At 63.9% G+C, this 20396-nt stretch carries 17 protein-coding genes and 1 tRNA gene; 6 read left to right on the top strand and 12 right to left on the bottom strand.

The window, feature by feature from the left end; all coding sequences use genetic code 11:
• Window positions 1-71 precede the first annotated feature (71 nt).
• From mbfA to NR187_RS01875, 6 genes are all read right to left on the bottom strand, one after another.
• Complete coding sequence (gene mbfA / locus NR187_RS01850) at window positions 72-1043, bottom strand: iron exporter MbfA (protein ID WP_211381968.1); 972 nt, start codon at window positions 1041-1043, stop codon at window positions 72-74.
• 67 nt (window positions 1044-1110) lie between these two features.
• Window positions 1111-2259, bottom strand: a complete 1149-nt coding sequence (locus NR187_RS01855; RefSeq protein WP_306235040.1) for an alpha/beta fold hydrolase — start codon at window positions 2257-2259, stop codon at window positions 1111-1113.
• Window positions 2260-2391: 132 nt separating this feature from the next.
• A complete protein-coding gene (locus NR187_RS01860; protein WP_256805588.1) occupies window positions 2392-3261 on the bottom strand; it encodes an MBL fold metallo-hydrolase in 870 nt (289 codons plus the stop codon).
• Between the two features lie 105 nt (window positions 3262-3366).
• Window positions 3367-3978, bottom strand: a complete 612-nt coding sequence (locus NR187_RS01865; protein WP_211381971.1) for a glutathione S-transferase family protein — start codon at window positions 3976-3978, stop codon at window positions 3367-3369.
• Between the two features lie 143 nt (window positions 3979-4121).
• On the bottom strand, window positions 4122-4964 hold the full coding sequence (locus NR187_RS01870) for a fumarylacetoacetate hydrolase family protein (RefSeq protein WP_256805589.1): 843 nt from the start codon (window positions 4962-4964) through the stop codon (window positions 4122-4124).
• 197 nt (window positions 4965-5161) lie between these two features.
• Window positions 5162-6013 (bottom strand): MBL fold metallo-hydrolase, encoded by an 852-nt coding sequence (locus NR187_RS01875; protein WP_256805590.1) that lies wholly within the window; start codon window positions 6011-6013, stop codon window positions 5162-5164.
• A gap of 133 nt (window positions 6014-6146) precedes the next feature.
• Between NR187_RS01875 and NR187_RS01880 the strand changes: the two genes are divergently transcribed.
• Window positions 6147-6578 (top strand): DUF3775 domain-containing protein, encoded by a 432-nt coding sequence (locus NR187_RS01880; protein WP_211381974.1) that lies wholly within the window; start codon window positions 6147-6149, stop codon window positions 6576-6578.
• 3 nt (window positions 6579-6581) lie between these two features.
• On the opposite strand, the gene NR187_RS01885 is transcribed toward NR187_RS01880, so the two are convergent.
• The 3 genes from NR187_RS01885 to NR187_RS01895 form a co-directional block, all read right to left on the bottom strand.
• A complete protein-coding gene (locus NR187_RS01885) occupies window positions 6582-7571 on the bottom strand; it encodes an NADPH:quinone reductase (RefSeq protein ID WP_256805591.1) in 990 nt (329 codons plus the stop codon).
• 84 nt (window positions 7572-7655) lie between these two features.
• Entirely contained in the window at window positions 7656-8438 is a 783-nt protein-coding gene (locus NR187_RS01890; RefSeq protein ID WP_211381976.1) for an SDR family oxidoreductase, read from the bottom strand.
• Between the two features lie 183 nt (window positions 8439-8621).
• Window positions 8622-9134 carry a CvpA family protein gene (locus NR187_RS01895; RefSeq protein WP_211381977.1) on the bottom strand — a complete coding sequence of 171 codons (513 nt, stop codon included), beginning with the start codon at window positions 9132-9134 and terminating at the stop codon, window positions 8622-8624.
• A 118-nt stretch (window positions 9135-9252) separates the two neighbouring features.
• Between NR187_RS01895 and NR187_RS01900 the strand changes: the two genes are divergently transcribed.
• Window positions 9253-10014, top strand: a complete 762-nt coding sequence (locus NR187_RS01900; protein ID WP_211381978.1) for an SDR family oxidoreductase — start codon at window positions 9253-9255, stop codon at window positions 10012-10014.
• 159 nt (window positions 10015-10173) lie between these two features.
• On the opposite strand, the gene NR187_RS01905 is transcribed toward NR187_RS01900, so the two are convergent.
• Window positions 10174-11766, bottom strand: coding sequence for a choline dehydrogenase (locus NR187_RS01905; protein WP_256805593.1), 1593 nt, complete (start codon window positions 11764-11766; stop codon window positions 10174-10176).
• 112 nt (window positions 11767-11878) lie between these two features.
• Entirely contained in the window at window positions 11879-13348 is a 1470-nt protein-coding gene (locus NR187_RS01910; RefSeq protein WP_256805594.1) for a coniferyl aldehyde dehydrogenase, read from the bottom strand.
• Window positions 13349-13661: 313 nt separating this feature from the next.
• Between NR187_RS01910 and NR187_RS01915 the strand changes: the two genes are divergently transcribed.
• The 3 genes from NR187_RS01915 to NR187_RS01925 all read left to right on the top strand — a co-directional run bounded on the left by NR187_RS01915 (window position 13662) and on the right by NR187_RS01925 (window position 16018).
• Window positions 13662-13738, top strand: a tRNA-Met gene (locus NR187_RS01915).
• A 225-nt stretch (window positions 13739-13963) separates the two neighbouring features.
• Complete coding sequence (locus NR187_RS01920; RefSeq protein ID WP_256805595.1) at window positions 13964-14932, top strand: FkbM family methyltransferase; 969 nt, start codon at window positions 13964-13966, stop codon at window positions 14930-14932.
• A gap of 225 nt (window positions 14933-15157) precedes the next feature.
• Window positions 15158-16018: a L,D-transpeptidase gene (locus tag NR187_RS01925; RefSeq protein ID WP_256805596.1), complete on the top strand. Its 861-nt coding sequence runs from the start codon at window positions 15158-15160 to the stop codon at window positions 16016-16018.
• 334 nt (window positions 16019-16352) lie between these two features.
• Here the strand turns inward: NR187_RS01925 and NR187_RS01930 are convergent, their stop codons facing one another.
• Complete coding sequence (locus NR187_RS01930) at window positions 16353-16844, bottom strand: hypothetical protein (protein ID WP_211381983.1); 492 nt, start codon at window positions 16842-16844, stop codon at window positions 16353-16355.
• Between the two features lie 290 nt (window positions 16845-17134).
• On the opposite strand from NR187_RS01930, the gene NR187_RS01935 reads away from it, so the two are divergent.
• Window positions 17135-20188 (top strand): AAA family ATPase, encoded by a 3054-nt coding sequence (locus NR187_RS01935; protein ID WP_256806194.1) that lies wholly within the window; start codon window positions 17135-17137, stop codon window positions 20186-20188.
• The last annotated feature ends 208 nt before the right edge of the window (window positions 20189-20396 follow it).

The raw sequence follows: 20396 nt of genomic DNA on the forward strand, positions 1-20396 counted from the left end.
GCCATGGCGGCCGGAGCCGACGCCCATGATCGGATTGACGATGAACTCGTATTGCGCTCCGTCATCGCCGTCTACGCCGCCCCGATCAATATCCCCACCGCCAGCACGATGGCGCCGCCGAGCACGATCTGGAACACAGCCTGGAGGAACGGCGTGTCCATGTAGCGCGCGCGGATGAAGGCGATCGCCCACAATTCGAAGAACACGACGATGCCGGCGATCGCGGTCGCGATCCAGAACGCATTGGCCCACGTGTCCGGCACCAGATAGGGCATGGTGTGGCCGAGCCCGCCGAGCGTCGTCATCGCCCCGCAGGTGAGACCGCGCAGCCATGGCGAGCCGCGACCGGTGAGCGAGCCGTCGTCGGACAGCGCCTCCGCAAATCCCATGCTGATGCCGGCGCCGATGGAGGCGGCGAGGCCGACCAGAAAGGTCTGCCAATTCTGGTGGGTGGCAAACGCGGCCGCGAACAGCGGCGCCAGAGTCGAGACCGATCCGTCCATCAGTCCGGCGAGGCCCGGCTGCACGTATTGCAGCACGAACATGCGGCGGTTGGTGCGATCTTCCTCCGCGCGCACATCAGGGCTGAGGATCTGGTCCGACAGCTTTGCGGCCATCTCTTCGTGGCCTTTCTCCGCTTCGGCGAGATCGCCGAGCAAACGGCGAACGCCGACGTCCTGAGCCTGTTCGGCGGCCTTGACGTAAAAGCGCTCGGCCTGCATTTCCATGGTCTCGACCTCCCTGCGGATGGTGTCGAGCGACAGGTTCTTTGTGAGCCAGACCGGGCGGCGTCGCAGGAAGCCCTTGACGTCCTCGCGGCGGATGGGAGGCAGGTGCGGACCGAAACGCTGCTCATAGGTTTCCAGCAGCATGTGACGATGCCCGCGCTCTTCCTCGGCCATCTGCTCAAAGATCTTGGCGGAATCCGGATAACGCTCGCGGAGATCCTCGGCGAAGGTCATGTAGATGCGGCTGTCCTCCTCCTCGGAGGAGATCGCGACCGCGAGCACCTCGCGCTCGGTCAGATCGGAAAAGTTCTTCACGGCGGCCCTGCTTCCCAAGTTTAGAATAATTCTAAATTATATAGAATGCCGGGGTTCCCCGGTCAAATCACGCCGGGCCGCTCTTCGTCAGGAAGTCGAGCAGCAGACGGCTCACCTCGGCAGGCTGCTCCTGCTGCACCCAATGGCCGGCACCGTCGACGAGGTGGCAGCCGAGCATGTTCGTGCACCCGCGGCCCAGCATCGCTTCGAACACCCCGGGGCGCTGGTAGGTGCCCCAATCCTGCTTGCCCGAGATGAAGCAGGAGGGCACGTCGATGCTGCGACCGGAGAACAGCTGCATCTCGTTATTGAGCATGCCCGACGTGCCGTAGCGGTACCATTGCAGGCCACCCTGGAATCCGGTGCGGCGATATTCGGCGCTGTAATACGCAAGCTCGCTGTCCGGCAGCCATCGATTGGCGGCGATCGCGGCGGCCGAGGGCATCTCCTTCGCAACCGTCTCGGCCATGGTCTCGCCGGCGTCCATCACGTAGTAGGTCGGCAGTTTTGCGAGCTCGCTCGCCGACCATGATGTCAGCGGGTAAGGCTTGTTGTCGGCCCAGTCCGCGCTCTTGTGATGGTAGTAGGCGCGCAGGAAATCATGCACGCCTTGCGGCGCGTGCTGCATGTCGGCATTGGCCGGACGTGTCGAATAGTACCATTGATAGTGCTTGCGCGGACGCGGCAGCGCGGCAAGCTCGCGGTGAACGGGGTCTTCGACCGCAGGCTTCGCCGGCGCGTCGACCCTGCCAAACGGCAACGGCGGCGCGCCGCCGAACGGCGCGCTCATCATCGTCACCGAGCGAAACACGTCCGGACGTATCAGCGCGCACCAGGCCGCGACCGGGCTGCCGAAGTCATGTCCGGCCAGATCGACCTGCTCGTAGCCGAAGGCCGACACCAGGGCGAGCGCATCGTGCACCAGGTTGAGGAGAGAGAAGGGCGCAAGATCGCCGTCGTAATCGGCGCTCCATCCCGTGGTGCGGCCGTAGCCGCGCTGGTCCGGCGCGATCACGTGATAGCCGGCTTCGGCGAGCGCCGGCATCACCTTGCGCCAGGAGAAGGCGAGTTCGGGAAAGCCGTGCAGCAGCAGGATGCAGGGCCGGCCCCTGGTCTCGAAGCCTGCCTCCAGCACATGCATGCGCAGGCCGTTGATGCCGTCGACATAACGCGAGCGGATGCCGGCGGGCAATGGGACGTCGGGGAGATCGGCCATCGTTTCCTCCACTCGGGTGGAATCGCAGGGTGGGCAAAGGCGCGTTTTGCGCGCCGTGCCCACCATCTTTCTACACCGCGTTTGGCATGGTGGGCACGCTTCGCTTTGCCCTCCATACGAGTGCGGACTCTACTAAACCGCCGCGCAAACGAACCCGCTGCCCTTGCGCCGGATCTTGCCCACCGACGGCGACGGGAAATGCGCGGTGCAGCACAGCGTATCGGTGTCGCAATAGCGCTCCAGGAAACTGCGGCGCGTGGTTGCCGCCTTCGCCGGATCGACGTCGAACTTGATCGACAGTTCCGGATAAAGCGTCTGCAACGGCGAATGCATGAGGTCGCCGGAGAACACGGCGTCGTCCTTGCCGCGGCCCATCGTAACAGCGACATGGCCGGGCGTGTGGCCCGGTGTCGGCAGGATGCGGACGTGATCGCCGATCTGGTGGTCGTTGCCGACCACCTCGTGACGCTTGGCCTCGACCACCGGCAGCACGCTGTCGACGAAGGGGGCGACCTCCGCCTTCGCGTTCTGCTCGGTCCAGTAGTCGAACTCCTGCTTGGCGAACACGTAGCGCGCTTTCGGGAAGGTCGGCACCCAGCGGCCGTTCTCCATCCGCGTATTCCAGCCGACGTGATCGACGTGGAGATGCGTGCACATCACGAAGTCGATGTCGTCAGGCGAGAATCCGGCAGCGTTGAGTCCGCGCAGATAGGTGTCGTCGGTCTTCATGTTCCATTTCGGGCGCTGCGGCCGCGGCTTGTCGTTGCCGATGCAGCTGTCGACCAGAATGGTGTGGTGCGGCGTCTTGATCACATAGGACTGGAAACACAGGATCAAGACATCCTGCTCGTCCATCGCCTTCGCCTCACGCATCCATGCGCGGTTCTCGGCCAGCACCTCCGGCGTAAGACCGGGGATGAGCTCCAGCGCCGGGAGGAACGTCGTCTCCTGCTCGATGATGCGATGGATGGTGAGATCGCCGACCGAGTATTTCAGGCTCATGAGAATTCCTGCGAGTTACAAGCATGATCCGGAAAAGTGTGCGGCGGTTTTCCGAAAAGATCATGCTCGAACGGAAAGCTGAAGCGCGATGCGGATCATCGCGTTTTAGCTGGCCGGCGGCACCGAGATCTTGACGGAAGGCCGCTCCAGCATCTTCTGGTGGAAGGCGTCGAGCTTCGGATAGGCCTTGCGCCAGCCGCAATCGGCGAAGCGGAAGTCGGCATAACCGAGCACGCAGACGAGGCCGATCTGCGAGATGTCGAACGGGCCGTTCAGCACGTCGGGCATGTTCTCGAAGCGCGCCATGCCGGTCCAGGCCCGGTTCCAGTGGTCGTCCGACCATGCCTGCCATTGCAGGCCCTGCGGCCGCACCATCTTCTCGTAGCGGCACAGCAGCATGGAATCGAGCATGCCGTTGATCAGGGAATGATTGGTCTTGGCCTTCCAGCGCCGTGGGCCGTAGTCGGGGATCAGGCTGCCGCCGGCCATCTCGTTGAGATATTCGACGATGACGTAGGAGTCCAAGATGACGTCGCCGTCATTGGTGATCAGCACCGGCAGCTTCTTCAGCGGCGTGATGCGCGAATAATCCTCGTTGGCCGTGCCCGGCGCGACGGTCGCGGGCGTGAATTCGATCTTGTCGATCAGCCCGAGCTCGATCGCGGCGATGCGCACCTTGCGGGCAAAGGGCGAGGCTGGGGAGAAGGAGAGCTTCATGGCGCGTATCCAACAATGAAAGTTTTGCTTCGTCATTGCGAGGAGCGAAGCGACGAAGCAATCCAGAGTGTCGCCGCGGAGGGATTCCGGATTGCTTCGCTTCGCTCGCAATGATGTTGTGGCGGGCCGTCGTGGTCGGAGGCTTACGCCCCAATAATCTCCTGGCGCTGCTCGCCGAGGCCCTCGATGCCGAGGGTGACGACGTCGCCGACATTGAGGAAAGTCGGCGGCTTCATGCCGAGCCCGACGCCGGGCGGAGTGCCGGTGGTGATGATGTCGCCCGGCAGCAGCGTCATGAACTGCGAGACATAGGAGATGCACTTGGCCATGGAGAAGATCATGGTCTTGGTCGAGCCGGTCTGGCGGCGCTGGCCGTTGACGTCGAGCCACATCGACAGGTCCTGCACGTCCTTGATCTCGTCCTTGGTCGCAAGCCACGGTCCGACCGGGCCGAAGGTATCGTGCGACTTGCCCTTGGTCCACTGCCCCAGGCGCTCGGTCTGGAAGGCGCGCTCGGAGACGTCGTTGCAGACGCAATAGCCGGCGACATGGTTCAGCGCATCAGCTTCCGAGACATACTTGGCACGGGTGCCGATGATCGCGGCGATCTCGACTTCCCAGTCGAGCTTGGTCGAGCCGCGCGGCTTCTCGACCGCGTCGTTCGGACCGGACAGCGAGGTGTTCGCCTTCATGAAGATGATCGGCTCGGTCGGGATCGCCGCACCGGTCTCCTTGGCGTGGTCGCTGTAGTTGAGGCCGATCGCCACGAATTTCGAGATGCCGGTCACGGGCGCGCCGAAGCGCGGCTTGCCCGAGACGGCGGGCAGCGAAGCGGGATCGAGGCCCGCCAGCTTCTTCAGGGTATCAGGCGAATAGGCTTCGCCGGTGAGGTCCTCCACATGCGCCGACAGGTCGCGCAACTGGCCGGATTTGTCGATCAGGCCGGGCTTTTCCGCACCCTTCTCGCCATAACGAACAAGCTTCATTCTCGTTTCTCCCTTGGGATGGACTGATCGGTTAAATAGCTTCATGGAACAGGGCGGCGGGAAATTCAACCGCTCAAAGCGGGGCGCATTGCAGCCCCCGCAATTCAGGGATCGTAGGGCGGACAAAGGTGCGAAGCGCCGTGCCCTCCAATTCTCGTGGTTGCCCCGGGAATAGTGGGCACGCTCCGCTTTGCCCCCTACGATTGCAGCGCCACGAACCTGAACGCATCCCCGTCCCGCCGGATGTGCCCGGCCGAATAGTGCCCGCCGATCACCAGCGTCGGGCTGTCGGCAAAGCGCGAGAACAATTTGTGCCGGCTGGCCGCCGATTGAGCGGGGTCGGTATCGACGACCGAGCACCAGTCAAGATGCGCCATCTGGCAGGGGTGGTGGGCGACGTCGCCGGCGAGCAGCGCCTGCTCGCCGCCGGACTCGATCAGGACGCTCATGTGCCCGGGACTGTGGCCGGGGGTCGGGATCACGCGGATTTCCTCGCAGAGCCAGTGGTCGCTTGGGATCAACTCGGCCTGGCCGGCATCGACGACCGGCTTCACGGAATCGTTGAACACCGCGACCTTGTCCGGCTCGGCCGTGTAGCCGCGCCAATATTCGTATTCGGTCTTGCCGAACAGGTAGCGGGCGTTGGGGAAGGTCGGCACCCATCGACCGCCAGACAGCTTCGTGTTCCAGCCGACGTGATCGACATGAAGATGCGTGCACAGCACCGTGTCGATGCTGTCAGGGGGAAAGCCCGCCGCGGTCATGCTCTCCAGAAACGGGGTGCTGCGGTTGTTCCAGGTCGGCACGCCGCGGCCCTGCTTGTCGTTGCCAAGGCCGGTGTCGACCACGATGCGACGTGCCGGTGTCTCCACCACCAGTGAATGGATCGACATCTTCAGCCGGCCTTCATCCGTGGCAAAATGCGGCATCAGCCAGGGCAGCTTCCGGATTTCATCATTGGTCGCGGCCGGCAGGATGAAGCGGGTCGAGCCGACCGTCTCCATTTCGACGATCTTCGTGATCCTGACCTTGCCGACCGTCCACGACATGCCCTGCGCCCCCGGATTTTCTTGCTTTCGCGAAAGATGCGGCCTTCCGCGGTCGAACGCAATGGATCATCTGTCGCGATATCGCGTTATCCGAGGAACCCGAACCAGCCAAACGACACCCCAGGGGGAGCCCATGCCAGAGCTTGCCATTTCCGCCGACAAGGTTGCCTTCATCATCGAGAAGGCCCGTGAATTCGACGTCAAGGAAGCGGCGTCCGATCCGGATTCGGGGTCGAATCCGTCCGACGATGACGAGATCGACGTGCTGGAGGACAACGCGTCAGATCCGGTCGCTGGCGAGCTTGCGGGCTTCATCCGGGCGCTGAACGAGGACGAGCAGCTTGATCTCGTCACGCTGATGTGGCTCGGTCGCGGCGACGGTGACGTCGAGGAGTGGGACGATCTGCGTACCCGCGCCGTCGAGGCGCGCGCCGAATACAAGGCGCCCCGGCGCGAAGCGGTGCGGTATCTGCTGGGCGAGCCGATGTTGGGCGATCTGCTCGCCGACGGCATGGACGAGCTCGGTATCGACTGGTCCGACGAGCGGACCACGCCGGTCTCGTAGGACCTACTTGGCGCAATCGACGATCACGGTGCCGAGCTTGTCGCCCTTCTCGACGGCGAGATGAGCCTGCGCGGTCTCCGACAGCGCGAACTGCGCCGCGACATTGTGGATGCGGGGCCCTGCCGCCAGCCATTTCGAGATATCGGCCTGCGCAGCCGCAAGCAGCGCCGGCGGCAGTGCGAACAGCACGAGCGAACGAAGGGTAATGCATTTCTCCATCAGCTCGCGCATCGGCACTGTCGGCGTGCGGTTGCCATTGGTGGCGTAGACCGCGATCGTGGAATTGACGTCCATCAGCTTCAGCGTCGTCGCGATATTGCCTCCGAAATCGACATCGACGACACGGTCGACGCCGCGTCCGCCGGAAAAGGCCATTGCCTTGGCGGCGACGTCCTCGTCCTTGTAATTGACCACGAGATCGGCCCCCGCTTGCCGGGCCTGCTCCCCCTTCATCGCCGAGCTGACGGTTGCGATCACCTGCGCGCCGCCCCATTTGGCGAGCTGCACGGCATAGTGGCCGACCGCGCCGGCACCGCCGGTGACGAGCACGGTCTTGCCGACTATCGGTCCGTCCGCAAACAGGCTGCACCACGCGGTCATCGCGGGGATGCCGAGCGTTGCGCCTTCCGCGAACGAAAGATGATCCGGCAGCGGCGTCACCAGCTGCTCGGCAAGCGCAATATATTCCGCCGCCGTGCCGAAGGCGCGGCCGTTGCGCTGGCCGTTGAACAGCCAGACACGGTCGCCGATCTTGAAACGCGTCACGCCGTCGCCGACCTGATCGACAAACCCCGCGCCGTCGCTGTTCGGGATCACGCGGGGATATTCCATGGTCCGGTAGCTGCCGCCGCGCCGGCCGACATCGGCCGGGTTGACGCCGGAGGCTTCCAGGCGAATGCGAACTTCGCCTGGGCCCGCGACCGGCGTCGCCATCTCACCATAGGTGAGAACTTCCGCCGCCGGTCCTGCCTCTTCGTACCAGACCGCTCTCATCTGGATTGCTTTCTGAGTCTTGGGCAAGCAGGTGCGGCATCGGGAATCCACCTCTCCCCGCTGGGGAGAGGTGTAGCCCTGCCCTCACAGCGTGCCGGGGAAGGCGCCGCCGTCAAGCAGGAGGTTCTGGCCGGTGATGAAGCCGGCCCTCGCGCCGCAGAGAAAGGCGCAGGCATAGCCGAATTCGTCGGGATCGCCGAAGCGGCCGGCGGGATTGAGCTTGGCGCGCTCGGCCAGAACCTGGTCCGGCGTGATTCCGCGCTTCTCGGATTCCCCCTTCGCGGTACTGCGCAGGCGGTCGGTCTCGAACGGGCCCGGCAAGAGGCCGTTGATGGTGACGTTGTTGATCACGGTCTTGCGCGACAGGCCGGCGATGAAGCCGGTGAGGCCGGCGCGCGCGCCGTTGGAGAGGCCGAGGATGTCGATCGGCGCCTTCACCGCGGCCGAGGTGATGTTGACGATGCGGCCGAACTTGCGCGCCATCATGCCGTCCACGGTCGCCTTGATCAGCTCGATCGGCGTCAGCATGTTGGCATCGATCGCCTTGATCCAGTCGTCGCGGGTCCAGTTGCGGAAATCGCCGGGCGGCGGGCCGCCGGCATTGTTGATCAGGATGTCCGGCTCTGGGCAGGCCTTCAGCACGGCCTCGCGGCCGGCCGGCGTCGTGATGTCGCCGACGATCTCGGTGACGGTCACATCGGGATAGGCCTTGCGGATTTCGTCGGCCGTCTTCTTCAAGGCTTCGGCGCCGCGCGCGGTCAGCGTGACGTGAACGCCGGCTTCGGCCAGCGAGATGGCGCAGGCGCGTCCGAGGCCCTTGCTGGATGCGCAGACGATGGCGCGGCGACCTTTGATCCCAAGATCCACTGTTTCACTCCCGTAAATGGCAGGCAGGTTTTAAGACGGCGGCACTCTAGCCAACCTCGACGCCGCTGATAAGGGACGGGCTCGCACCAAAATGCATGCGCGTCGGCGCGGCGATGCAAATGTGCGGGCATGATCCGGAAAAGTGTCCGCAGTTTTCCGAAAAGTTCATGCCCAGACAATGAGCTAGATGCGCCGTTCCTGCTTGAGGCGGTCGATCGCGGAGGCCGCCTCCGGTGGCAGCGACTTGAAGCCCATCTGGCCGGCGGCCGAGAACAGCGGCCGCAGATGCGAGCCGGCGAGGAACGGCGGCTGGCGGTTGGCCGGCACGATCTGGTCGAACACCAGCACCAGCGTGGTGGCGACGAGGCCGACCCTGATCGCGCCGAGCGCGGCGCCGCCGAGCCGGTCGCCGATGCCGGCGTCGCGTATGGTGTCGCTCAGCGCCAGGCGGCCGATATATCCAAACAGCATGCCGACCACGACGAAGATGCCGAAGAACCAGATCCAGTTCTGAAACAGCGGTGGATTCGGATTGCTTGCGACCTGCGGGACGATCAGCGGCATCAGCGCGACGGCGATGGGGGCGGCGAGGAGATAGGCGAGGATGGTCATGGCGCTGCCGAGCAGGCCGGTCCTGAAGCCAAATCCGATTGCAACTGCGAACGCCGCATAGACCGCGAGATCGAAACTGTTCATTGCGAAAGCCCTGCCATGGAACGAATGAACGCTGAACCGATCGTTCCGGTTTCAGATCGTTAAAATCGTCTGTATTGATGGGCTCCAAAAGCGCGGGAACACGTCCAGGGAAATCGTCATGTCAGACCTATTCGACGTCAGTAAAGAAACCATCCTCGTGACGGGCGCGAGCCAGGGGCTGGGGCGGCAATTTGCCCGGGTGCTGGCGGCGCATGGCGCGGCCGTCGCGCTGGCGGCGCGGCAAACGGAAAAGTTGAAGAATCTGGAACAGGACATCCGCGGCAAGGGTGGCCGCGCCGCCGCGGTCGCGCTCGACGTCACAGATATCGCTTCGATTGCGAAAGCCGTCGATGCGGCGGAAGCCGCGCTCGGTCCGATCACGGTGCTGGTCAACAATGCCGGCATCGCGATCGAGAAGCTCGCAACCGAGCAGACCGAATCCGATTGGGATGCCGTAATCGGCGCCAATCTGAAGGGCGCCTATTTCCTCGCGACGGAAGTTGCGCGGCGCATGATCGCGCGCAAGCAGCCCGGCAACATCGTCAACATTGCCTCCGTACTCGGCACCGGCGTGCTGAAGGCTGTGTCGCCTTACGCGATCTCCAAGGCGGGCATCATCCAGGCGACCAGGGCGATGGCGCTCGAGCTCGCCGGGCAGAACATCCGCATCAACGCGCTCGCGCCCGGCTACATCGACACCGAGATGAACCACGCATTCTGGTCGACGCCGCCGGGCGAGCGCCTGGCCAAGCGTATCCCCCAGCGCCGCGTCGGCGCCGAGTCCGATCTCGACGGCGCGATCCTGCTGCTGGCCTCGCAGGCGTCGCGGTACATGACGGGGAGCGTGGTGACGGTGGACGGCGGGTTTCTGCTGAATTGAGCTCTTTCTTCACCTCGCCCCGCTTGCGGGGAGAGGTCGCACCGCATCGAAGATGCGATGCGGGTGAGGGGGAGCCTCCGCAGATTCAACTGCATCCGTCCTCGCGGAGACTTCCCCTCACCCCAACCCTCTCCCCGCAAGCGGGGAGAGGGAGAAGAGCTACCGCATCTCCGCCCGGATCATATCCGCCGCCTTCTCCCCGATCATGATGGTCGGCGCATTGGTATTGCCGCCGATCAGCGTCGGCATGATCGAGGCGTCGACAACGCGCAAAGCCTCGACGCCGTGCACCTTCAGCGACGGATCCACCACGGCCATCGCATCGGTGCCCATCTTGCAGGTGCCGACGGGGTGATAGACGGTGTCGACGCGATTGCGCAGGATGGCGCGGATGTCGTCGTCCGTTCTCACACCGGACGTGAACATGTCCTTCTTCTGCAACGCGCGCATCGCCGGTGTCTCCATCAGCCGTCGCGTGGTCTTGAAGCCCGCGACCATCGTCTCGAGATCCTCCGCCTCGCCCAGAAAGTTCGGATCGATCATGGGGGCAGCGAACGGATCGGTGCTTTTCAGCCACACGCTGCCGCGGCTCTTCGGCCTGAGCAGGCAGACATGGCACGAGAAGCCTGCCTCCTTGTGCTTCTTGCGGCCGTGGTCGTCGAGCATCGCGATGATGAAGTGGAGCTGAATGTCCGGCACGTCGAGGTGGGCCTGCGTCTTCAGGAAGCCGCCACACTCGGCGAAATTGGTGGTCATCAGGCCGCGTCGCTCGCGGCGGTACCGCTGGATGGCGCGGAGCAGGGATGGCAGCCGACCGAGCGATGAATGAACGAAGTGCGGATAGTCGGAGGCGTACACGAACACGAAGTCCGGATGGTCCTGCAGATTGCGCCCGACGCCCGGCAAATGATGCACGACGCCAATGCCGTGCGCGCGAAGCGCATCGCCATCGCCGACGCCCGACAGCATCAGCAGTTGCGGTGACTGGAAGGCGCCGGAGGCGAGGATCACCTCGCGGCGGGCGCGCAGCTGCTTGGTCTGCTTGCCCTGGACATATTCGATGCCGACCGCGCGTCCACCTTCGAACAGGATTTTCGTCGCCTGCGCCCCCGTCTCGACGCGCAGATTCGCGCGCCTGTCCATATGGGGCTGGACGTAGGCACGCGCCGCGCTCCAGCGCTCGCCATTGTGCTGCGTCACCTGGTAGCTGCCGAGCCCTTCGTGGTCCTCGGCGTTGAAGTCCTCGCGGATGCGGAATTGCGCCTCGCGCGCGGCCTGATGGAAGACGTCGTGGATCGGATTGTCCGAGCGTGGTTTGTTGACATGCAGCGGGCCCCCTTTGCCGTGATACGCGCCGTCGAAATCGGTGTTGTTCTCCGAGCGCTTGAAATAGGGCAGCACGTCGGCGTACGACCAGCCGGCATTGCCGAGCGAGGCCCAGTGGTCGTAGTCCCATTTGTTGCCGCGGATGTAGACCATGGCGTTGATCGCCGAGGAGCCGCCGAGGCCCTTGCCGCGCGGTTGATAGCCGATCCGGCCGTTCAATCCCTTCTGCGGCACAGTATCGAAGGCCCAGTTGGCCGCGCTGTATGGCAAAGCGAGCCCGAATGGCGTGGTGATCCGCCAATTGTCGTTTCGCCCGCCGGCATCGAGCAGTGCCACGGATGTCCCTGCATCCTCGGACAGCCTTCCTGCCACCGCGCAGCCGCCGGAGCCCGCGCCCACGACGACGAAATCGAATGTGTCAGTCACCTGGTTTCCCCCATTTGCTTTTTTTGTCGTCAGTGCGAGCGAAGCGAAGCAATCCAGTATCCCTCCGTGGTGACGGTCTGGATTGCTTCGCTTCGCTCGTAATGACGGATAGCTACGACATGAACCGCATCAATTTCTCCAGCCGTGCGATCTTGCCGCCGTAGGGCGGATAGAGGTCGGCGAGGCGGTTGAACCTGGAGCGGTAGAACACCGGCTTCAGCTTGCTGAACGTACGAAATCCCCATTCGCCGTGATAGGCGCCGGTGCCGGACGCGCCGACGCCGCCCATCGGCTGGTTGATTTGCGCGAAGTGGAACAGGCAGTCGTTGACGGTGACGCCGCCGGAGATCGTGCGCGTCAGCACCGTCTCGCGCGCAATCCGGTCCTTGCCGAACCAGTACAGCGCCAGCGGCCGGTCGCGGGCATTGATGAAGGCGATGGCGTCGGCCGGCTCGCGATAGCCGAGCACCGGCAGCACGGGACCAAAAATCTCCTCCTGCATCGCGGCCATCTCTCCGGTCGCTCCGACGATCAGCGTCGGAGGGAATTTGCGGTGCGCCTTCCAGTTCGGATCGTCTGCCTTCGCCGGTTGCAGGATCTTTGCGCCGCGGCTTGCGGCATCGGCGACCAGACCTTCCAGTCGCGCATAATGCCGGTCGGAAATGATGGAGGTGTAGTCCTTGTTGGCGGGGTCGGTGCCGAACATGCGCCGCATCTGCGCGCGCACTTTTTCGGCGAAGGCCTGCAATGCGTGCTCGGGCACCAGCACGTAGTCCGGCGCGATGCAGGTCTGCCCGGCATTGAGCAGCTTGCCATAGGCGATGCGCTCGGCCGCCTCTTCGAGATCGGCGGAGGCATCGATGATGGCCGGCGACTTGCCGCCGAGCTCGAGCGTGACAGGCGTCAGATTACGCCCCGCGGCCTCCGCGACCAGCCGCCCGACCCGCGTCGAGCCGGTGAAGACCAGATGATCGAACGGCAGGTGAGCGAAGGCTTTTGCGACCTCATCCTCCACGCTGGTGACGAGCAACTCGGTCGCGTCGAATCTCTGCCCGACCGTCTCCTTCAGCAGCGCGGAGAAGCTGGGGGCCAGCTCGCTCGGCTTGATGATGACACGGTTGCCGGCTGCGAGCGCGCCGATCGCGGGCGCGAGCGTGAGCTGGAGCGGATAATTCCAGGGCGCGATGATGCCGACGACGCCGAGTGCTTGCGGGATCAGCCGGTTGCGCGCGGGCAGGAATTGCAGCGCGGTGGCGACGCGTTGCGGCGCCATCCAGCTCTTCAGGTGCTTTGTGGCATGCCGGATCTCGCCGTAGACCATCATGGCTTCGGCGATGGTGGTCTCGACCGCCGAGCGGTGGCCGAAATCGGCCGAGATCGCCTGGCGGAAGCGTTCCTCGTTGTCGGCGACGACGGCGCGCAGCCGCGCCAGCCGGTCGAGCCGCTCGGCGAGGTCAGACGCCGGCTCGGTCCGCGACCGCGCGACCATGGCATGGAAGGCGTCCTCGAGGGCCAGCTGCGGGGCGCTCGCTGGCGAATTGTCCAAGGATTGGTTCAAGGCGCGATCCAGGGATCGGTCCATGGGCGTTCTCCCTCTTGAAGCGGCGTTCGCCCCTTGGTTTTGTTGCCGCAAGCTGGCCCTTTGTGGAACTTCTGGCAAGGGCGCGCCAAACCGACCCGAATTTGGTCCATCCGCCTGTCATAAACTCGAAAAAAACGTTCCCGCAGCCCTTTCCAAAGGCAGCCCGGGTTGATAGATACGCCCTGCACCCGACGGGCCTTGCCCGGGGTTGCCTTCCAAGGAAGCCTTTGGGACGGAAGAGCAAGCCACGCGTACAGCGCCGGCCCTCCATCCACCGTCTCCGGCATTTTCGCGAAGGCAAGGCAACGTTTAACGCGGGGTGGAGCAGCCCGGTAGCTCGTCAGGCTCATAACCTGAAGGTCATAGGTTCAAATCCTATCCCCGCAACCAAGATAAGGAAAAGCCCTTGAGAACATTATGTTTTCAAGGGCTTTTCTTTGATCTGATACCGTCAACATTCGCTTGTAGGCGTCCGAACTCAACCAATTGCCATCACTGTTGGAGACCAATCGCATGAAGGGTCTTCGGCATGCCTCGTTTACGCGCGCCACCGAGCCGTCCGACATATCGCGATGACGGCTCGTCGATGGTGGCGGAGGTTGAGGGGAGCGACGGTTGTGGGTCCTCAAACAGCCCCACACACTCCTTGACCGATGTCTGCTTTCCGGTCTGACCTTCACTTCACACGCGTCTATCTCTGTTTTCATGGCTTCACCGCATATGACCAGCAACGAACACGACCTTCTGAATGATCTCATCCAGCCGGCGCGGCTCACCTCGGTGGTCGACGTCGGGGCCAATCCGATTGATGGTGACCCGCCCTACAAGGCGATGCTGCAACGAAGGCTTTGCACCGTCGTTGGCTTTGAACCGCAGGACGCGGCGCTCGCCGAGCTCAACGCCCGCAAGAGCGACCTGGAGAGCTACTACCACTACGTCGTCGGAAACGGGCACAAGGCAAAGCTGCGCCTCTGCCGAATACCGGGAATGACGAGCCTGCTGCTCCCGGATCAGAACGCACTCTCGCATTTTGCGAAATTCGCCGAATGGGGCACCGTGGTCAGTGAACATCCGGTCCAGACCCGCAGGCTCGACGATATTGCCGAAATCCGGGACCTGGATTTCCTGAAGATCGACGTTCAGGGCTCCGAACTCGCCGTCTTCGGAAGCGGACGGCAGAAGCTGAAGCAGGCGGTCGCCATCCAAACGGAGGTCTCGTTTCTCTGCCTCTACAAGGAGCAGCCGACGTTCGGCGATATCGATGGGGAATTGCGCAAGCAGGGGTTCATTCCCCACGCCTTTACGGCGATCAATCAGCGAATGATCGCTCCATTGAGCGACCCGTCCAATCCCTATGCGGCGATGAACCAGTTGCTGGAGGCGGACATCGTCTACGTGCGAAACTTCATGCGGCCAGCCGACATGACGGTCGAGCAACTGAAACATCTCGCAATGATTGCTCATCATTGCTACCGCTCGTTCGACCTTGCCGCGAACTGCGTTCACCACCTGATTGCGCGCAAGGCGATCCCCGACCAGTCGATCCGCGACTACATGGCGTCCATCCAGCTTCCCAAAAGTTGAACCCGACTGCCTGTAAGTATCAGCTTTTGCACCCGGGGCTCTCGCCGTGCTGGTCATCCCCAACCGAACCTCAGGCAGGGCCCGGCATATCGAGACGATCATAGGTCGTCGGAATAAGAGTTCGGCGTTAACCACCGTTAACGGTTCCAGCCTGAGCGAGCTCGCTTCGAAGTTTCTTAAATCTTACTGGGTACCTCTTCCGGGCATAGTGATCCGGGGGAAGACATGGGCAAGCGGGCCAAACGTGGAAAGGCGGAGACGCTCGCACTGCCAATGGCCGGGAGAGTCGTTATTGGCGCCGTGGCCCTTGCCGCGTTGGGGTACGGTTTGCTGTCTCGCCCGGCGAGCGTGCAGCCGACACGGAAGCCGTCCGCGGCCCAGGCCCAGGCATCGTCAACTCCGGTCTACGTGGCAACTCCGGTTCATGCGTCGGCGCCAGCTCCGGCTCCGATTCCGGCGCCGGCCGCTCTGGTCGAACCGCCAAAAGCCGCTGACGGTCCCGGAGCATTGGTTCGGCAGGTGGTTGACTACGCCAGCCGCCAGACCCCGGGCACCGTGATCATAGATACCAAAAACACGTTCCTCTATTTCGTTCTGAACGACGCGCAAGCACTGCGCTACGGCATCGGTGTTGGCCGCGAAGGTTTCACGTGGTCCGGTGAGCAGACCGTGGCCCGTAAGGCAGAATGGCCGGATTGGCATCCGCCTGTGGAGATGGTTGTGCGTCAGCCTTATCTGCCGCGGTTCATGGCAGGCGGTCCCGGCAACCCGCTCGGCGCCCGGGCGATGTATCTGGGCGAGACCGAATATAGAATTCACGGCACCAACAAGCCCGATACGATCGGGAAGCGGGTTTCGTCCGGCTGTATCCGGCTGACCAATGAGGATGTCGTCGACCTTTATGAGCGGGTGAAAGTCGGAGCGAAAGTGATCGTGCTTCCGGCAACCGCTGCCCGCCGACCATTGCAGGGAACGCCGCCCGACGCCGCTTTCCGATCGCCGGACTCGGCATCGCCGTCGAACCGGCCCTCGGCAACTAGCGCGCAGATGCTGTCATCTGGACCGAAGATCGCCGAGGTCCAGTAACTCAGTCCTCCGTCCTCGGTCTGCAACCGGGGACAAGGAGGCAATTCAGGTCGTCGCGCCGGTCAGAACTGCTTGACCTCGATGGTGCCTTCGACCTCCAGCAGTCCAACGGGCATCGGCCGCTCCTGTCATGATTCAGGAGGCAGCGAATCGTACGACAGGCCCATGACGGAGATGGGACAGACGCGACGCGCGGCGACAGCCCTCGGCTGACGCGAAACTGACAGCGACGGTCTTGCCGTGGACCGCCTGAAACAAATGCCTCTCGCGTGCCCGTGAGCGCGCGAGAGGCGATGATGAGGATTCTCCTGATCGAGCCAAAGGCGGCCGAAGATCAGTCCCTGTGCGGACAGACCATCGTCAGATGGAGCAGCGTTGGCTTGTCCGCGCCCTTCTTGTACTCCCACTCCAGCCGGATCTCGTGCCGGTGGGCATAGGCATCGCTCGGCTCGTGGACGATGATGTTGGTCTTCATCGGGATCGGCGGCTCGGAGTTGAAGCATTTCCGGACGCAGGCATCGAGCAGATCGCATCGCGTCAGCGGAATGACGCCCGGCTCATCCCTGGACAGGGGCACCGTGTTCGGCTGGGTGCTGAGATCGAGACGAGCCCGGCCCTTCTCCTTGTGCCAGTACTTGGCGCTTCCCTGCGGCCAGGTCGATGCGGGGTTCAGAATCAGGTGGTACTGGCCGTATTCCAGGGTCGGCAGATCGATGTCGTCCGATGCCTTGAGCTTCGCCACGCTCTTCTTCATGTTCGCCAGCGGGTAGTAATTGCTGTTCATCAAATCCCTGAACGGCTTGCCGCTGTATGTCCTTCCACCCATCGCCTTGTCCTTCGATATGATCTAAGCCAATCAGGGTAACGTGCAGCCCAGCAAAGCTCGTTGGCCAGATCGAAAGCCTTCGGCGCCCCTAGAACGCGCGGCCCCATTCTCGCGCATGCAAAAGCTATCACTCGCGAATGTGCTTCGTCCAGAGAGCCACTGTTTGGTGATGCAGCCATGCTTCTGTGCAAGTTCGATTGCCATGCATTTCCCGATAGGTAATCTTGCGTCAAACTCCTCGCGTGCGCCGGTCGGCCGGGAACGACGCCGTGACCTCTGAAGGCACAGGAATGCACTGCGTCGCGTGTCAATCGACGATCGATCCGGGCGATAGCTGGTGTCCCAAATGCGGGGCGGCCGCACGACGCGCCGATCCTGAAAGCGAGCGCCGCTTCGTTACGATTCTCCGCGCCGACGTGGTCGATTCCACCGGGCTTGTTGCCGAGCTGGAGCCGGAGGAGGCCGTCTCGCGCCTGGAGCCGGCCTTGGCAGCCATGAGGGCCGCGGTACGTCAGTTTGGAGGCATCGTCAGCAAGGAGTTGGGCGATGGACTCGCAGCGGTGTTCGGCGCTCCGATCGCGGACGACAACCATGCGCCATTGGCCTGCCACGCGGCGATCGAGCTGGTCCGGCGGGTCGGAAGCCTCGGCGATCCCGGGCTGCAGGTGCGGGTCGGCCTCCATTCGGGACATGTGGTTGCCTACATGGTCGCCAGCGAGTTTTCCAAGGTCTACGAGATCGGCGGTGCCGCCCAGCATCTCGCCGCGCGGCTGGAGTCGGCGGCCGAAGCCAATCAGATCTACGTGTCGGAAGCCTGCCAGAGGCTTGCGGATGGCCATGTCCGGTTTGAATTTCTGGGCTGCAGGGCGCTGCGCGGCTTCAGCCAGCCGCTGCCGGTCTATCGGGTCGTCGGCGCCAGCGATCTCTCGAGCTGGCGCGTACGACGGGCACGCAGCATTTCAAGGTTCTTCGACCGCACGACGGAGCGGGCCCTGCTGGGCCGCGCCGCGGAATGCGTCGGTGCCGGCCGGCAGACCGTGCTGTTGCTGGGTGACGCCGGCATCGGAAAGTCGCGTCTCGCGCATGAGTTTGCCCAGCAGCTCAAGGCGGATGGCTGGCGCTTGATCGACGCCGAGTGCAGTCCGAACCTCCAGGGCGCGCCATTCAGTACGCTCAAGCGCCTGCTGCTCTCGATCCTGGATGCCGCCGGCAAGGATCCGGACGGTCCGTCTGACCCGCGAAAGGATCGGCCGCTGATCCAGCAATGCGCCCTCGATGCCGTGCTTGATCTGCCGATATCGGAGCCGCAGTGGAACGAGTTGGAGCCTCATGCGCGGGGACGCGCGATTTCCGATGCGAGTTGCGCCATCGTCGAGAGTGTGGCGGGCCGCCGCCGCACCGTGCTTCTGGTCGAGGACCTGCATTGGATCGATCGGGCCAGCGATACCGTCATCGCTGCGATTGCTTCGCTGCAAGTGCCAGGTCTTCTCGTGCTCCTCACCTCCAGGCCTAACGGCATGCCGGTATGGATTGCGCGCTGCCGCGCCGAGGTCGTCGCGATGCGACCTCTCGACGACGATTCGGGGCTGGCCATGCTGGCTGACATGCTCGGCCCCTCCGCGGCGAACGCCGATCTGAAAAGCCGGATCATTTCCCACACGGCCAACGTCCCCCTGTTCATCGAGGAGGTCTGCCGCGGGCTGAGGGACAGCGGAACGCTTCGCGGCCAGTGGGGCGATCTCGCGCTGGTGCGTCCCATCGATGAGCTTGGTATCCCCACCAGCATCCAGGGCGTGATCGCGGCGCGCCTCGATCGCGTGTCGAGGCAGGAACGTTCCGTCTTGCAGATGGCGGCGGCGCTCGGGCCGCGATCGCGTGCCGCAATGCTGCGCAAGCTCGTAGAGTTGCCCGAGAACGTCCTCCAGGATTGCCTTGCGGCGCTCGATCGCGCCGAGCTGCTGGTCAGGATCGACAGCGAGTTGGACGACGCGCTCGAGTTTCGGCACGAGATGGTACGTCAGGTGACGTATGATTCGATGGTTGAAAAGGTGCGCGAAGGCATTCACGCGCGCATTCTCGAGACCCTGGAGGGCGACGGAGCTTACGCCGATGAACCCGATACGCTGTGCTATCATGCGGTGCGGGCCAAGGATTGGCGCAGGGCGTTCGGTCAGGGCAGAAGTGCAGGACGAAAATGTTTGAGCCGCTCGGCCTTTGCGGATGCGGCCAACTATTTCGAGATCGCAATGGACGCGCTCGACAAGACTCCGATGGCTCCCTTGCGGGAGGCCGACGCCATAGATCTTCGCATGGAAGCACGCGCGGCGTTCATCGCGTCCGGTCAGATTGCCGAGTGGCTCGACCTTGGAAAAGAGGCCGAGCGGCGGGCCGACGCGATCGATGATATCGGACGCAAGGTCGCCGCCATGACGGTCAGAGCCGGTGCGCAGAACTTCTATGGAGCGCCGGTCGAAGCGGTTGCGGTCAATGAAGAGGTCGTCCGTCTTGCGGAGGGCTGGGACAATCTGGGCTGGCTCAACCTCGCACGATATGGTCTCGGGCAAGCCTATTTCCTCGCTGGTTGCTACAGTGACGCCGGGCAGACATTGGCACTGGCTCACGCCCAGCTGGCCGGGCCGCAAGCCAGTGCCCCGATCGGGACGACTCCAAGATATCTGCTGCTGCTCTGCTGCATGATGAAGAGCTTCACCCATACCGTCATGGGCGAATTGGATATCGCGGAGCAGCTCCAGCAAGAGGCTGCGGCGATCGCAGCGGAGACCAATCGGCCCTACGACCGCGTCGCGGCCGCCTATAGCGGCGGCTGGCTGATGCTCGGCCGCAACGAGCCGGCGGCGGCCGCTGCCGTTCTCGAGGACGGCTACGTGCTGGCGCAGAAGCACGGCATCCGGCTGTTCGTGCCGGTGCTCGCCTGCCATCTCGGCATCGCCTATCTGGAGCAGGGGCTGTTCGACCGCGCGCGCGGCATGCTGACTGAGGCGCGCGAGGAGGCCAAGGCGGTCGGCTATACCTCCGCGGTGTTGCGCAGCTCGATCTATCTGGCGCTCGCCACCTATCGCCTCGGCGATGTCCAGGCCGCGCAGAACATGCTGCGCGAGGCGCGCAACACGGCGCGGCAGCAGGGGTTTGCCGGGCTCGAGGCCGAGGCCCTGTTCGGCGAAGCCGTGGTGACGCCGTCCACGAGCGAGGAGAGCAGGGCGGCCATTCTCGCCGCCCTGCACGGCACGATCGCAATCGCCTCCGAAAGCGGCGCGCTGCCGCTCCAGCGCAAGGCCGAGGCGATGCTGAACGGGATGCTGGCGCGGGACGACGAGCTGACCTGACCCACTCCGGGCCGGCCGATATCGGCCCGATGCGCCAAATAAATCCCGCAGGCGACGCAGAGGGTTGGCTACTGTGCATGGGGTTGTTTTCGCTGTTTTTGAAGGGTCCGCCATTGTGCAGCGCAGAGGACGGCGCGCCTACGCTGCCTGCTCCGATGACAAAGCCCCTTGCGCGCCCACTAAGGTCGGCTACCGTTGGCCCTGGCCG

It is taken from the genome of Bradyrhizobium sp. Bra64, from assembly GCF_024519875.1.
In the GTDB taxonomy this organism is placed as follows: Bacteria; Pseudomonadota; Alphaproteobacteria; order Rhizobiales; family Xanthobacteraceae; genus Bradyrhizobium; species Bradyrhizobium japonicum_G.

Excerpts from the sequence above, each read along its gene's own strand:
- NR187_RS01855 (WP_306235040.1), bottom strand. The coding sequence starts at position 2,259 with ATGGCCGATCTCCCCGACGTCCCATTGCCCGCCGGCATCCGCTCGCGT.
- NR187_RS01860 (WP_256805588.1), bottom strand. The coding sequence starts at position 3,261 with ATGAGCCTGAAATACTCGGTCGGCGATCTCACCATCCATCGCATCATC.
- NR187_RS01865 (WP_211381971.1), bottom strand. The coding sequence starts at position 3,978 with ATGAAGCTCTCCTTCTCCCCAGCCTCGCCCTTTGCCCGCAAGGTGCGC.
- NR187_RS01870 (WP_256805589.1), bottom strand. The coding sequence starts at position 4,964 with ATGAAGCTTGTTCGTTATGGCGAGAAGGGTGCGGAAAAGCCCGGCCTG.
- NR187_RS01875 (WP_256805590.1), bottom strand. The coding sequence starts at position 6,013 with ATGTCGTGGACGGTCGGCAAGGTCAGGATCACGAAGATCGTCGAAATG.
- NR187_RS01880 (WP_211381974.1), top strand. The coding sequence starts at position 6,147 with ATGCCAGAGCTTGCCATTTCCGCCGACAAGGTTGCCTTCATCATCGAG.
- NR187_RS01885 (WP_256805591.1), bottom strand. The coding sequence starts at position 7,571 with ATGAGAGCGGTCTGGTACGAAGAGGCAGGACCGGCGGCGGAAGTTCTC.
- NR187_RS01895 (WP_211381977.1), bottom strand. The coding sequence starts at position 9,134 with ATGAACAGTTTCGATCTCGCGGTCTATGCGGCGTTCGCAGTTGCAATC.
- NR187_RS01900 (WP_211381978.1), top strand. The coding sequence starts at position 9,253 with ATGTCAGACCTATTCGACGTCAGTAAAGAAACCATCCTCGTGACGGGC.
- NR187_RS01910 (WP_256805594.1), bottom strand. The coding sequence starts at position 13,348 with ATGGACCGATCCCTGGATCGCGCCTTGAACCAATCCTTGGACAATTCG.
- NR187_RS01925 (WP_256805596.1), top strand. The coding sequence starts at position 15,158 with ATGGGCAAGCGGGCCAAACGTGGAAAGGCGGAGACGCTCGCACTGCCA.
- NR187_RS01930 (WP_211381983.1), bottom strand. The coding sequence starts at position 16,844 with ATGGGTGGAAGGACATACAGCGGCAAGCCGTTCAGGGATTTGATGAAC.
- NR187_RS01935 (WP_256806194.1), top strand. The coding sequence starts at position 17,135 with ATGCACTGCGTCGCGTGTCAATCGACGATCGATCCGGGCGATAGCTGG.